Below are 13,841 nucleotides of genomic sequence, written 5' to 3'. Positions count from 1 at the left end.
GGGAAGGCGCTGACCCTCGCTTTCGACGACCGGCGCGCCCGACATGAGTTTGGCGACACGCGCGCCGTCGAGCGTCGCCGACATCACTGCCAAGCGCAGATCCGGCCTGAGCGCCCCTTGGACGTCGAGCGCCAGAGCGAGACCAAAATCGCCGTCGAGCGAGCGCTCGTGGAATTCATCGAAAATGACAGCCGAAACACCGGGCAGTTCGGGATCGTCGAGGATCATGCGCGCCAGCACGCCTTCGGTGACGACCACGATCCTGGTCTTTGCCGAAATGCGGTTTTCCATGCGCATGGCATAGCCGACGGTGGCGCCAGGTTCCTCACCAAGCAATTCAGCCATCCGGCGGGCGGCGGCGCGGGCGGCGAGCCGGCGCGGTTCAAGCAGGATGATCTTGCCGGCGCCGAGCCAAGGCGCGTCAAGCAGCGCCAGCGGCACCAGCGTCGTCTTGCCGGCGCCCGGCGGCGCCACCAGCACGGCGCTGTTGCCATGGCCCAGCGCTTCCCTCAGCGCCGGCAGCACGGCGGATACAGGAAGCTCCGGCAGGGGTTTTGTGGTCATGGCGCCCGCATATCAGCGGTTACGGCCAAGGCGCAACCAGAGTCGGTTTAAAGCCGGGTGCGCGAAAACGGGTTCCAGCGCACGGTGCCCAGCCGCGCTTCCTCACGAACCATGGTCAACAGGCCGGCGCCGCCAACGACCGCCAGGCCAACCAGCGACAGCCCGTCCGGATATTCCTGGAAGAACAACGCGCCGAGGATCACCGCCCAGGCGATCTGCGAATAATGCGTCGGCGCGACGCGGTTGGCGGGCGCGTATTTCATGGCCAGCAGCTGCAGGAATTGTCCACCCGCGGTGAAGGCACCGGCCATTGCCAGCCACAGCAACTGCTTTCCGCTGGGAACAGTGAAGGCGGTGGCGGCGGCACCGATGCCGTTGAACAGCAGGCCGCAACCGACCAGCACCCCGAGCATGGTGGTGCGCTTTTCCTGCTGCGCCAGCGAGCGCATCAGGATGACGCTGGTGGCCGCGAGGAAAGCAACGCCGAAGGCGGCAAGATGGCCGAGATTGAGTTCGCGAAAGCCAGGCCGCACCACCAGCATGACGCCGGCAAAACCGGCGACCACCGCCAGCCAGCGCCAGGGGCCGACCTTCTCCTTGAGGATCACCGTGGAGAGAATGGTGACGCAGAGCGGCGCCAGGAAGATCAGCGCATAGGACTCGGCCAGAGGAATGGTGGTGAAGGCGTAGACGCTGAGCACGCCGGAAGCGATACCCGCCCAGGCACGCGCCTGCACCGCCCATGGCCTTTTGGTGCGCCAGAAATCGCGCCAGCGTTCGCCCGCAGGTCGCGTGAAGAACAGGAAGAAGCCCGCGAACAAGGTTATGAAAAAGCCGATCTCGAAGATCGTGAGCTGACCGCCCAGGCTTTTGACAACGGCATCGCTGCCCGAATAGCTTGCGTAGGCGATCAGGGCGAGCAGGATTCCGTTCGTCACGTTGTTCCAGTTCCGGGGAGAGAGTGATTTGAAAATCCTGGCGCTCGGTGCCCATCCGGACGACATCGAGATCTTCATGTTCGGTACGATGGCCGCCTATGCCGCGCAAGGCGCAGAGCTCACTTTTGCCATGGCCACGGATGGTGCCAGGGGCGGCACGAGTGATCCCGCTGTTCTCGCTCGTGTCCGTCGCGATGAAGCAACGGCCGCGGCTGCGCTGGTAGGCGCGATGCCACGCTTCCTCGACTTCCCGGACGGCGAGTTGGTGGCCGATGCAGCGCTGATCGGAGCTCTGAAAGCACTGATTGGTCAAACCGGCCCGGATCTGGTGATCACGCATGCGCCCAACGACTATCATGCCGACCATCGCGCGCTGTCGGACGGCGTGCGCATCGCGGCGTCTTTCGCCGTCCCGGTGCTGCATGCCGACACGATGGGCGGCACCGGTTTTTCGCCGACGCACTATGTCGACATTTCCGCCCATGCCGACGTCAAGGCCGAGGCGATCCGAATGCATCAGTCGCAGGATCCCGACCGCTTCGTCGACATCGCGCGGACACAGAACGCCTTTCGAGCCGGCCAGTGCAACGGCGCGCAAGGCTCATCGGCCGAAGCCTTCCGCTTCGAACCGTCGTTCCCGTTCGCCGATATCCGCGCGCTGCTGCCGCCGGCGCCGCCGATCCGGAAGGTGATGGTGAGCACCAGAAGGGTCGATTGAGAAGCCGAGGCGACCCACGGCCCTGGCCAGAAGCGGCTTGAACGGCTTCGGTGAGCCGACCAGCGAGCCGCGCTTCTCCAACGTTTTCAGACATCGCGATAAGCATGCTGCGGCGCAGCAACGAATTCGCTTGCTTTGTTTAGTAAAAATTGCATCACTAAACAAATTACTAAACATCCGCAGCATAACCGCGCAGCCATGTTTGGGCCCCTGAGGAGAGGGGTTGAGGGCTTTTTGAAACCGTCATCCGGGCGCGTTTCGCAAATGGGAGGAAGTCATGAAATCGAGCTTGAAACTGGCGTTGGGACTGACCTCGGCGATCACAGCGTCGACAGCCGTCTCGAACGTCGCGCACGCTGAAGACCTGACGCTGTGCTGGGCCGCCTGGGACCCGGCCAACGCGCTTGTCGAACTGTCCAAGGATTTTACCAAGGAAACCGGCATCGGCATGAAATTCGAGTTCGTGCCATGGACCAACTATGCCGACCGTTTCCTCAACGAGCTGAACTCGCACGGCAAATTGTGCGACCTGATCATCGGCGACAGCCAGTGGATCGGCGGCGCTGCCGAGAACGGCCATTACGTCAAGCTGAACGACTTCTTCGACAAGGAGAAGATCAGCATGGACGATTTCGTGCCGGCAACCGTCGTCGGCTATTCGGAATGGCCGAAGAACACGCCGAACTACTGGGCGCTGCCGGCCATGGGCGACGTCGTCGGCTGGACCTATCGCAAGGACTGGTTCTCCAAGCCGGAACTGCAGAAGGAATTCAAGGAGAAGTACGGTTGGGATCTCGGCCCGCCGACCACTTTCGACCAGTTGAAGCAGGTCGCCGAGTTCTTCCAGAAGCGTGAGATCGACGGCAAGACCGTCTACGGCGCCTCGATCTACACCGAGCGCGGCTCGGAAGGCATCACCATGGGCGCCATGGACGTGCTCTACAGCTATGGCTTCCAGTACGAAAACCCCAAAAAGCCCTACGAAATGGAAGGCTTCGTCAACTCCGACAAATCGGTAAAGGGGCTGGAGTTCTACAAGGCGCTCTATGATTGCTGCACGCCTCCGGGTGCCTCGAACAGCTATATGGGCGAAGGCGTCGATGCCTTCAAATCCGGCCAGGTGGCGATGCACATGAACTTCGCCTTCACATGGCCAGGCCTGCAGAAGGACGAGAATGTCGGCGGCGACAAAATCGGTTACTTCGTCAACCCGAAGGGTCCGGACGGCGAGCAGTTCGCCCAGCTCGGCGGCCAGGGCATCTCCGTGGTGTCCTATTCCGACAAGCAGGAAGCGGCGCTGAAATACATCAAATGGTTCGCCAACAAGGACGTGCAAGCCAAATGGTGGTCGCTCGGCGGCTATTCCTGCCTCAACGCGGTGGTCAAGGACCCGGGCTTCCCGGCCAGCCAGCCCTACGCGCAGACCTTCCTCGACTCGATGGCCATCGTGAAGGACTTCTGGGCCGAGCCGAGCTACGCCCCGCTGCTGCAGGCCTCGCAGAAGCGTTTCCACGACTATGTCGTCGCCGGCCAAGGTTCGGCCAAGGATGCGCTGGACGGCCTGGTCAAGGACTGGACGCAGGTCTTCCAGGACGACGGTAAGATGTAACTGGGGCAAGATGTAACCCGGCTCCTCCCGAGCTCGACCCATGCGTCCCGTGCCGCCCTTGGCACGGGACGCAGTTCAGATAAATTCCATGACAGAGACGACCAAGTGACCGAAGCAGGACTCACCATGCTCAATCGGACCGCGGAGAATGTTGCCCGGGCGACTCCGGAGCCGTTGGCCCGCAAGGTCCGGGGCATCAGCGACAAGGGCCTCGCCTGGCTGTTCATCTCGCCGACGATCCTGTTGCTGCTGGCCATCAACATCTTTCCGCTGTTCTGGGCGATCTATCTGTCGTTCACCAACTACCGCGCCAACCGCCCGAACGAGGTGGTGAAGAACCTCGGCTTTGCCAACTACCAGCGCATCCTCGGCGACAAGGATATCTGGATCGCCATGCAGACGACGGCGCATTTCGTGTTCTGGACCATCCTGTTGCAGACGCTGATCGGCTTCACCCTGGCCTGGCTGATCGACAGGAAGTTCCGCGGCCACGCCTTCTGGACGACGCTGATCCTGGTGCCCATGATGCTGTCGCCGGCGGTGGTCGGTAATTTCTGGCGCTTCCTCTATGAGCCGCAGATCGGCCTGTTCGCCTACGCCATATCCTTCGTCACGAGGATCCCGCCGACCGATATCCAGATGCTCTCCAACGTGTCGCTGGCGCCCTGGTCGATCATCATCGTCGACACCTGGATGTGGACACCCTACGTGATGCTGATCTGCCTCGCGGGCCTACGCTCCATCCCCGAATACATCTACGAGGCGGCCGAGGTCGACCGCGCCTCCAACTGGCGGCAATTCTGGTCGATCACGCTGCCGATGGCGCTGCCCTTCATCATGCTGGCTGTGCTGTTTCGCGGCATCGAGAACTTCAAGATGTTCGACATGGTCAATCTGTTGACCGGCGGCGGGCCGGGCTCGACCACCGAGGTCGCCTCGATAACGCTGAAGCGGCAGGCTTTCGAAAGCTGGCGCACCGGCTATTCCTCGGCCTTCGCAATCATTCTTTTCGTGGCGGTGTTCGGCCTCGCCAACATCTACGTCAAGGCGCTCAACAAGGTGAAGCAGAGATGAGCCTGACCACAGCCCATTCGGTCGTCGCACCGAGCAGCAACTCGAAACGGATCGCCGGCACGATCATCGTACTTTACGCACTGATCTCGATCGTGCCGCTGCTGTGGATCTTCGCCACCAGCTTCAAGACGCCGCCGGATTCGATCGCCTATCCGCCCAAGATCCTGTTCCAGCCAAGCCTTGAGGGCTACTGCAATCTGTTCACGACTCGGACCCGGCAGACGCCGGAATACATCAACTCGCTGGGCCCGGCGACAGGCTTCTGCGACGAGACCACGCGCAAGCGCAACATGGTGATCGCCGGCCCGTCCAACTTCCTGCCGCGCTTCGTCAATTCGCTGATCATCGCCTTCGGTTCGACTTTCTGCGCCGTCTTCCTCGGCACGCTGTCGGCCTACGGCTTCTCACGCTTCAAGGTGCCGCTCGCCGACGACCTTTTGTTCTTCATCCTGTCGACGCGCTTCATGCCGCCGATCGCCGTCGCCATTCCGATCTATCTGATGTACCGCGAGCTTGGCCTGTCGGACACCGCGCTCGGCATGATCCTGCTCTACACGGCGGTCAATGTTTCGCTGGCGGTGTGGCTGCTGAAAGGCTTCATCGACGAAATCCCGCGCGAGTACGAAGAGGCGGCGATGATCGACGGCTATACGCGGCTGCAGGCCTTCTGGCGCACCGTGCTGCCGCAAGCGACGACCGGCATTGCAGCGACCGCGATCTTCTGCCTGATCTTCGCCTGGAACGAGTATGCGTTCGCGGCACTCCTGACCTCGGGCACCGCGCAGACCGCGCCGCCCTTCATCCCGACCATCATCGGCGAAGGCGGCCAGGACTGGCCGGCGGTCGCGGCCGGCACGACGATCTTCCTGGTGCCGATCCTGGTCTTCACCATCCTGCTCCGCAAGCAATTGCTGCGCGGCATCACCTTCGGCGCGGTGCGCAAATGAGCATGACCAAGCCTCAGAAACGCAAGTCGCGCTGGCCGGTCTGGGCCAGGCGCGGGCTGATGGAAAACATCGCCACGGCGCTGATCGCCATCGGCTTCCTGATGCTGTTCCAGCCCTTCGCGCTGTCGCTCTACACCTACTCCTTCATCACTATGCTCGCCGGCACCGTGATGTTCATCATCGTCTCGAAATTCCCGGAATAATCATGGCCGAAATCCGCGTCCAGCACCTGAGAAAGGCCTTCGGCGATTTCGTCGCCGTGCAGGATTCCAACTTCGTCGTCGAGGATGGCGAGTTCTTCGTCATGCTCGGGCCGTCGGGCTGCGGCAAGACGACGACCTTGCGCATGATAGCCGGGCTCGAACTGCCGACCGGCGGCCAGATCCTGCTCGGCGGCGACGACGTCACCATGCTGCGGGCACGCGAGCGCGACATCGCCTTCGTCTTCCAGCTGTTCGCGCTCTATCCGCACATGAACGTGCGCAAGAACATCGGCTTCCCGCTGTTGGCGCAAGGCATGCCTTCGGCCGAGATCCGCACCCGTGTCGAGGAAACGGCAAAACTGCTGCGCATCGATCATCTGCTCAACAAATCCGTCTCCGGACTTGCCGGTGGTGACCGCCAGCGGGTCGCGCTCGGCCGCGCCATCGTGCGGCGGCCAAAATGCTTCCTGATGGATGAGCCGCTCGGCACGCTCGACACCGAATTCCGCGATTTGATGGTCCATGAACTGCGCGAACTGCACAACCGCATCCGTGCCACGACGGTCTATGTCACGCACGACCAGATGGAAGCGATGTCGATGGCCGACAAGATCGCTGTGATGAACCATGGCGTCATCGAACAGTTCGGAAGTCCACGCGAAATCTACGACCGCCCAGCGACCATGTTCGTCGCCGACTTCATCGGCTCGCCGCCGATGAACTTTTTGGGATTTGGCGGCGGGCTGGCCAAAGGCGCCAGGGAGATCATCGTGCAAGGTGCGAAGGTCGCGGTGCCGGAGGTACGAGAGGACATCGCACCCAGCGACATGGCCCTTGGCATCCGCCCGGAGCACATACGCTTCGACGACGCCTCCAAGCTGCGCGGCGCCATCTATGGCACCGAATATCTCGGCACCACGCAGATTGTCGCGGTCGAAACGGCGGACGGTATCATCAAGGCACGCGTGCCGGCCGAAATCCGGCTCTCCACCGGCGACCATGTCGGCCTGACGCTGAGCAGCGCGCGGCTGTCGCTGTTCGAGAAGGGATCGGGCCGCGCGGTGAGAACCGCGATCCACGATGTCGCCTCGGAGCGGAGGGCCCAGCATGGCTGAGGTGCACATCAAGAACGTGACCAAGAGTTTCGGCGACCATGTCGCCGTCGACGGCCTCGACCTGCACATAGCAGATGGCGAGTTCGTCGTGCTGCTCGGGCCGACGGGGGCAGGCAAGACGACGACGCTGCGGCTCATCGCCGGTTTGGAACGGCCGGATTCCGGCATGATCGAGATTGGGGGCCACAATGCCACGACACTGTCGCCGGCCGAGCGCGACACGGCCTTCGTTTTCCAGCAATATTCGCTCTATCCCCACCTCTCGGTGTTCGACAATCTCGCCTTCCCGCTGCGCTCGCCGGCGCGGAAAATGCCGGAGGACCAGATCCGCCGCCGGGTCGAGGAGGTGGCCAGGATGGTGCGCATCCATCACAAGCTCGCCAACCGCTCGACCAAGCTTTCGGGCGGCGAAATGCAGCGCGTCGCCATCGGCCGCGCGCTGGTGCGCAAGCCTTCGATCTATCTGATGGACGAGCCGCTGTCGTCGCTCGATGCCAAGCTGCGCGGCGATCTCAGGCTCGAGCTGAAGCGCATCCAGACCGAACTCGGCGCCACCATGCTCTACGTTACCCACGACCAGATTGAGGCGATGACGATGGCAGACCGCATCGGCATCCTCACTGAGGGCGTGCTGGTGCAGATCGGTTCGCCGCGCACCATCTATTCCGAGCCGGCAAACCTTCATGTCGCGGCAAGGCTCGGCCAACCGGCGATCAATCTTCTGCCGACCGGACTGCTGCCTGATGCCGGCGCGCCAGCCGGGACCAAGACGATCGGCGCGCGCACCGAACATCTTTCGATCGCGAAGGCTGCGAATGGTCATGCCGACGGCGTCGTCGACTGGGTCGAGCATCTCGGTGATCAGAACCATTTGCATGTGACGGTGGGGACCAAGAAACTGGTGACGCTGACCGATCCCGACACGGATCTGGCGCAGGGCGACAAAGTGGTGATCCGCTACCGGGCGCCGCTGTATTTCGGCGCCGATGGACAGCGATTGATGTGAGCGGTTTTCGGTGATTCAGCACCGGTTTTGACTTTGCCAGTACGGGACGAATTCGATGAAGCACTTTTTCAATCGCAGGGAAACGATCGTCACCGAGGCGCTGGACGGCCTGTTGCGGACCATCGGATCAGGCGATCTCGCGCGCCTCGACGGCTATCCCGAGATCAAGGTCATCCTGCGCGCCGACTGGGACAAGACGAAAGTCAGTGTCGTCTCCGGCGGCGGGGCCGGGCACGAGCCGTCCCATGCCGGCTTCGTCGGCAAAGGCATGCTGACGGCGGCGGTCTCAGGCGAGATCTTTGCCTCGCCGAGCGTCGAAGCCGTGCTGGCCGCCATTCGCGCAGTCACCGGCCCGGCCGGCTGTCTGTTGATCGTCAAGAACTACACCGGCGACCGCCTCAATTTCGGCCTGGCCGCCGAGAAGGCGCGCGCCGAAGGATTTCATGTAGAGATGGTGATCGTCGCCGACGACATCGCGCTGCCGGACATCAACCAGCCACGCGGCGTTGCCGGCACCTTGTTCGTGCACAAGATCGCAGGCCATCTGTCGGAGGCCGGCCATGATCTGGCATTCGTCGCAACGGCCGCTCGCGCGGCGGCGAAGGATATCGTTTCACTCGGCATGTCGCTGTCGTCCTGCTCGATCCCCGGCCAGCCGCACGAAGACAGGTTTGGCGAGAATGACGGTGAACTCGGCCTCGGCATTCATGGCGAGCCGGGCGTCGAGCGGATTGCGGTGCAGAGCGCCGACAGGCTGGTGGCGATCATGGCGGAGCGCCTCGCGGCACGGCTTGATCCCAAGGCCACCTACGCCTTGCTGATCAACAATCTCGGCTCCGTGCCGCCGCTCGAAATGTCTGTCGTCGCCAATGCGGTGCTTGCATCGCCGCTGGCCAAAACCATCAAGCTGACGATCGGCCCGGGCCCGCTGATGACGGCGCTCAACATGAACGGCTTCTCGCTGTCGCTGATCCGGCTGGATGCGGCGCGCGAAACCGCCTTGCAGGCGCCGGTCGGTCCGCACGCCTGGATGCCGGCAAAGCCGGTTGTTTCACCTGCCGTCGTGCCGATGGCGAAAGCGGCCGGACAGAGCGCGGCACGCAAGCCCAGCCAGGATGCGCGGACCCGCTCTCTTCTCGTCACCATCTGCGAACGGCTGATCGCGCTGGAAACCACGTTGAACGGGCTCGACGCCAAAACAGGCGACGGCGACACCGGCTCGACGGTGGCGACCGGCGCGCGCAGTGTTCTCGAGCGGCTTGATACACTACCGCTTGCCGAGCCTGCAGCCACCCTTGGCGCGATAGGTGACATACTGAGCGCGTCGATGGGCGGCTCCAGCGGCGTGCTGCTGTCGATCTTCTTCACCGCCGCGGCGCAAGCTCTGGAGAGCGGCGCAAACCTGGCCAAGGCGCTGCTTGCCGGCCTCGAGCGAATGACTTTCTATGGCGGCGCAAGGATAGGGGATCGCACCATGGTCGATGCCCTCGAGCCAGCCCTCAGAGCGCTCGATGCCAGGAGCCTGGACGAAGCGGCTATCGCGGCTCAACGCGGTGCCGAGGCCACCGCCGCCATGGAGAAGGCTAAAGCCGGACGGTCCGCCTATGTCGGCAGCAAATTGCAGGGTGTGGTCGACCCCGGCGCTCACGCGGTGGCCGAAGTCTTCGCGGCCGCCGCCGCACTGCACGAAGCGGCCTGATTCATGCTCCAGTTGTCGAATGATCGTTCTTTCGATACTGCCGGCAAGATAGAAACCGGAAATGCGGGTGACATGGCGGCGTTGAACCTTGCCAGGCTGATCGCGGCCGCTGCGGATACCATTGCCGCTCACGCCGAGGAGTTGACGGCGCTCGACCAGGCGATCGGCGACGGCGACCACGGGCTGAACATGAAGCGCGGCTTCGAGGCCGTGCGCGTGGAAGCCGAAGCATTTTCGGCCAAACCGCTGCCCGATGCCTTGAAGGCAATCGGCACCAAGCTGGTGATGACGGTCGGCGGCGCCTCCGGCCCGCTATTCGGCACCCTTTTCCTGGCACTCGGCAAGGAGATTTCAGCGGCGCCTGATCGCGCCAATCTGACGGCGGCGTTCGGCAAGGCGATCGAAGCGGTGGCAGCACGGGGCAAGTCGCAGGTTGGACAAAAAACCATGCTCGACGTGCTGCAGCCGGTGCATGACGCGTTGCTGCAGGGAAAGACGGCGCCGGAAATCGCAGGTATCGCCGATGCGGCCGCCGAGGCGACCGTGCCGATGAAGGCCCGGCGCGGCCGTGCGTCGTTCCTTGGCGACCGGTCGATCGGCCACATGGATGCCGGTGCACGCTCGACCGCGCTTCTGGTGCGCACGATCGTCGAAACGCTGGAAGGTCAGCCATGAGCAATGTCGGCATCGTCATCGTTTCGCATTCGCCGCTGGTTGCCGAGGGCACGGCCGACATGGTGCGGCAGATGGTGGGCGACGAAGTGCCGCTTGCATGGTGCGGCGGAAACGGCCATGGCGGGCTCGGCACCAATGTCGAGGCGATCATGGGCGCCATCGACAAGGCCTGGTCGGAAGCCGGTGTCGCCATTCTGGTCGATCTCGGCGGTGCCGAGACCAACTCGGAAATGGCGGTGGAGATGATCGGCGAGCCACGCTCGCACAAGATCATCGTCTGCAACGCGCCGATCGTCGAAGGCGCGGTGATGGCGGCGACCGAGGCCTCCGGCGGCGCCTCGCTCCGGGAAGTGGTGGCGACGGCACATGAATTGTCGCCGTCGTGAGTGAACGGGAAGTTTGAAGACATGTCCGCATCCGCCGAAGCGACCGTTGTGATCACCCACGAGGTGGGCCTGCACGCGCGTCCTTCGGTGAAGTTCACCAAGCTGGCCAAGAGCTTTGCCGCCGAGGTGGAAATCGCGCTTGCCGCCAACGGCCCCTGGTTCGACGCCAAGAGCATCGTCAAGGTGATGGCGACCAAGGCGCCGAAGGGTACGCTGTTGCACATCAGGGCCAGCGGAGACGGCGCCAATGATGCCGTCGACGCGCTGGTCGAACTGGTGCGGCGCGATTTCGACGAAGGCGCGGACCATGCCCGAACCGCTTAGGATTAAAGGCATTTCGGCCTCGGCCGGTTATGCCGAAGGGCCGCTGTTCGACCTCGACCAGACTGTCGGCTCCTATGTCGGCAAAGAAACAGCCGACGATGAGAAGGCCGCGCTCGATGCCGCAATCGGCATCGCCACGGGCCGTCTCACTGCAATGATCGGGATGGCCGAGGGCGATGCCGCCGACATTCTCGAGTTTCAGATCGCCATGCTGCAAGACGATGCGCTGAGCAGCCCGGCCTATGCCGCGATCCGCACCGGCCTGCCGGCCGACACGGCGTGGCGGCAGGCGCTTAACGCTGAAATCGCCGGCTACGATGCTTCGGACCAGGATTATTTCCGCGCGCGCGCCGCCGACATCCGCGATATCAGGGACCAGGTGCTGCGGGCTCTGTCGGAGGTTGGCAACGTCGAGCCGCCCGCCGGCGCCATCCTCTATGGCGAGGATATCGCGCCGACGCGTTTTCTCGAAACCGACTGGAGCAGCGGCGGCGGCATCGCGCTGAGGGCGGGCAGCACGGCCAGCCATGTCGCCATGCTGGCGCGCTCGCGCGGCGTACCCATGATCGTCGGTCTCGGTGCTTCGCCGGCTCATCTCGCCGGTATCGCCCTGCTCGACGCCGAACATGGCGGCATCGTGGTGTCGCCCTCCAGGACCGAAATCGCCGCTTTTCGGCTATCCTCCTCATCATTCCGGGCGCGCCGCGATCGGGCCGGGACCTTCCTGGCGCGACCGGCGGTGACCAAGGCCGGCACGGCGGTGCGGATGCAGGTCAACATCGCCGACCCGTCCGAGGTCGACGGCATCGATATCGCCACCTGCGACGGGGTCGGGCTGATGCGCACCGAATTCCTGTTCGGCAAGACGCTGCCGGACGAGGGGACACAGTATCGCGCCTATCGCAAGGTGCTGGAATGGGCTGGTGAAAAACCGGTGACGATCCGCACCGTCGATGCCGGCGGCGACAAGCCGGTGCCCGGCTTCACCATCGAGGAGAGCAATCCGTTCCTCGGCCTGCGCGGAATCAGGCTGTCGCTGGCAAGGCCGGAGGTGTTTCGTGTACAGATCCGGGCACTGCTGCGCGCCGCGGTGCACGGCAATCTGAAAGTGATGTTTCCGATGATCGCCATTGTGGAGGAATACCGACAGGCAGCGGCGATGTTCGCCGAGGAGCAGACCGCACTTGCCGCGCGCGGCATCGCGAGCAAGATGCCGCCGCTCGGCATCATGGTCGAGGTGCCGTCGGTGGCGATCCTGCCGGAAGCCTTTGCTGATGCCGCCTTCTTCTCGATCGGCTCCAACGACCTCACCCAGTATGTCATGGCGGCTGCCCGCGATAACGCTGCCGTGGCACATCTCAATTCGGTCCGTCATCCGGCCGTGCTGCGGCTGATCGCTGCCGTGACCGCGTTTGGCCAGCGGGAAGGAATCCCGGTCAGCCTGTGCGGCGATGCAGGCGGCGATCCCGCCTCGATCCCGTCACTGCTCGAGGCCGGCCTGCGCGATCTTTCCGTCGCTCCGGCGCAACTCGCCATGGCCAAGGCGGCCATCGCGGACGTTTCTGTCTAGGCGCGGCCGGCATGGTCGACATCAAACCCGAACCTGGCTCCGAGGACGCGATCCGCGCCTACAAGACGATCCTGTCGCACGTCATCGACCAGCGCCCATCCGGCATGCGCCAGCGCCTGGCCGATGCGCTCGGCAAACACCGAAGCTTCGTCACGCAGATTTCCAGTCCTGCCTATTCAATTCCGATCCCGTCTAAACATTTGCCGGCTATATTTTCGGTCTGCCATTTCAGTCCGGTTGAGCGCGATCAGTTTCTCGCCGCCTACCATCAGGCGCATCCGGGGAAAATTTCGGTCGCGGCAGGCATGCGCAAGACGCGGCATGTCTCGCTTGTGGTGCCGGATTTCGGCGACGACAAGCAGAACGCCGCACTCGACAAAGCGGTGAACGACTTTATCCAGAAGATCACCAGCATCACCGGCAAGGGTAGCTGATCGAACTCTTTGTTTTACGCAATTCCGGAAAAAACCGCGACACATTTTTCCTGGAATTGTTTGGAAGGCCTATTTCGGGAGGAGACGATCGTGAAGAAGTTCATGAACTCGGTGGACACGGTGCTGACCGAGAGCCTCGACGGTTTCGTGGCCGCCCATGCCGACATCCTGGTGCTTGGCGACGAGCACAAATTCATCCGCCGCAAGACCTTGCGGCCGGGCAAGGTGGCGTTGATCTCCGGCGGAGGCTCCGGCCACGAGCCGCTGCATGGCGGCTTTGTCGGGCACGGCATGCTCGACGCCGCCTGCCCCGGCCAGGTGTTCACCCCGCCGACGCCGGACCAGATGCTGGCGGCGGCGCAAGCCGTCGACACGGGCGCCGGCTGCCTGTTCATCGTCAAGAACTATGAAGGCGACGTCATGAACTTCGACATGGCGGCCGAAATGTCGGAAGGCATCCTGCAGATCGTGACCAATGACGATGTCGCCGTCGAGAATTCTTCCTATACGACGGGCCGGCGCGGCGTCGCCGGCACGCTGGTGGTGGAAAAGATCGTCGGAGCCGCTGCCGAACATGGC

At 63.4% G+C, this 13,841-nt stretch carries 16 protein-coding genes; 14 read left to right on the top strand and 2 right to left on the bottom strand.

Annotated features, from left to right (window positions below):
* Positions 1-564: DEAD/DEAH box helicase (locus EOC06_RS06035; protein WP_128307321.1), on the bottom strand; the 564-nt coding region annotated here is incomplete at its 3' end.
* Between the two features lie 47 nt (positions 565-611).
* Positions 612-1,502 carry a DMT family transporter gene (locus EOC06_RS06030; protein WP_127397038.1) on the bottom strand — a complete coding sequence of 297 codons (891 nt, stop codon included), beginning with the start codon at positions 1,500-1,502 and terminating at the stop codon, positions 612-614.
* Positions 1,503-1,530: 28 nt separating this feature from the next.
* Here EOC06_RS06030 and EOC06_RS06025 point away from each other — a divergent pair, with 28 nt between their 5' ends.
* From EOC06_RS06025 to EOC06_RS41805, 14 genes are all read left to right on the top strand, one after another.
* Positions 1,531-2,220: a PIG-L deacetylase family protein gene (locus EOC06_RS06025; RefSeq protein WP_128307320.1), complete on the top strand. Its 690-nt coding sequence runs from the start codon at positions 1,531-1,533 to the stop codon at positions 2,218-2,220.
* Between the two features lie 277 nt (positions 2,221-2,497).
* Positions 2,498-3,829 (top strand): ABC transporter substrate-binding protein, encoded by a 1,332-nt coding sequence (locus tag EOC06_RS06020; RefSeq protein WP_027039732.1) that lies wholly within the window; start codon positions 2,498-2,500, stop codon positions 3,827-3,829.
* A gap of 126 nt (positions 3,830-3,955) precedes the next feature.
* Positions 3,956-4,903, top strand: a complete 948-nt coding sequence (locus EOC06_RS06015; protein ID WP_032901495.1) for a carbohydrate ABC transporter permease — start codon at positions 3,956-3,958, stop codon at positions 4,901-4,903.
* Positions 4,900-5,850, top strand: a complete 951-nt coding sequence (locus tag EOC06_RS06010) for a carbohydrate ABC transporter permease (protein WP_013528079.1) — start codon at positions 4,900-4,902, stop codon at positions 5,848-5,850. The genes EOC06_RS06015 and EOC06_RS06010 overlap by 4 nt, the downstream gene beginning before the upstream one ends.
* Positions 5,847-6,053: a hypothetical protein gene (locus EOC06_RS06005; RefSeq protein ID WP_127320730.1), complete on the top strand. Its 207-nt coding sequence runs from the start codon at positions 5,847-5,849 to the stop codon at positions 6,051-6,053. Before EOC06_RS06010 ends, EOC06_RS06005 begins: the two co-directional genes overlap by 4 nt.
* A 2-nt stretch (positions 6,054-6,055) precedes the next feature.
* Positions 6,056-7,168, top strand: a complete 1,113-nt coding sequence (locus EOC06_RS06000; RefSeq protein ID WP_127320731.1) for an ABC transporter ATP-binding protein — start codon at positions 6,056-6,058, stop codon at positions 7,166-7,168.
* Positions 7,161-8,174, top strand: coding sequence for an ABC transporter ATP-binding protein (locus tag EOC06_RS05995; protein ID WP_128307319.1), 1,014 nt, complete (start codon positions 7,161-7,163; stop codon positions 8,172-8,174). Before EOC06_RS06000 ends, EOC06_RS05995 begins: the two co-directional genes overlap by 8 nt.
* Before the next feature lie 55 nt (positions 8,175-8,229).
* On the top strand, positions 8,230-9,873 hold the full coding sequence (locus tag EOC06_RS05990; RefSeq protein WP_128307318.1) for a dihydroxyacetone kinase subunit DhaK: 1,644 nt from the start codon (positions 8,230-8,232) through the stop codon (positions 9,871-9,873).
* A gap of 72 nt (positions 9,874-9,945) precedes the next feature.
* Positions 9,946-10,548 carry a dihydroxyacetone kinase subunit DhaL gene (gene dhaL / locus EOC06_RS05985; RefSeq protein ID WP_128307317.1) on the top strand — a complete coding sequence of 201 codons (603 nt, stop codon included), beginning with the start codon at positions 9,946-9,948 and terminating at the stop codon, positions 10,546-10,548.
* On the top strand, positions 10,545-10,934 hold the full coding sequence (dhaM, locus tag EOC06_RS05980) for a dihydroxyacetone kinase phosphoryl donor subunit DhaM (RefSeq protein ID WP_013528085.1): 390 nt from the start codon (positions 10,545-10,547) through the stop codon (positions 10,932-10,934). The genes dhaL and dhaM overlap by 4 nt, the downstream gene beginning before the upstream one ends.
* 21 nt (positions 10,935-10,955) lie before the next feature.
* Entirely contained in the window at positions 10,956-11,258 is a 303-nt protein-coding gene (locus EOC06_RS05975; RefSeq protein WP_127271907.1) for an HPr family phosphocarrier protein, read from the top strand.
* On the top strand, positions 11,242-12,828 hold the full coding sequence (gene ptsP / locus EOC06_RS05970) for a phosphoenolpyruvate--protein phosphotransferase (protein ID WP_127328784.1): 1,587 nt from the start codon (positions 11,242-11,244) through the stop codon (positions 12,826-12,828). The genes EOC06_RS05975 and ptsP overlap by 17 nt, the downstream gene beginning before the upstream one ends.
* A gap of 11 nt (positions 12,829-12,839) precedes the next feature.
* Positions 12,840-13,262 carry a hypothetical protein gene (locus EOC06_RS05965; RefSeq protein WP_127328785.1) on the top strand — a complete coding sequence of 141 codons (423 nt, stop codon included), beginning with the start codon at positions 12,840-12,842 and terminating at the stop codon, positions 13,260-13,262.
* Between the two features lie 90 nt (positions 13,263-13,352).
* Positions 13,353-13,841, top strand: a 489-nt coding sequence (locus EOC06_RS41805) for a dihydroxyacetone kinase subunit DhaK (protein ID WP_245469359.1), incomplete at its 3' end; no start/stop codon positions are given.

The organism is Mesorhizobium sp. M7A.F.Ca.MR.362.00.0.0 (assembly GCF_004023175.1).
In the GTDB taxonomy this organism is placed as follows: Bacteria; Pseudomonadota; Alphaproteobacteria; order Rhizobiales; family Rhizobiaceae; genus Mesorhizobium.
Note: the sequence above shows the minus strand (reverse complement) of the source record. Positions and strands in the feature narration are given on the sequence as shown.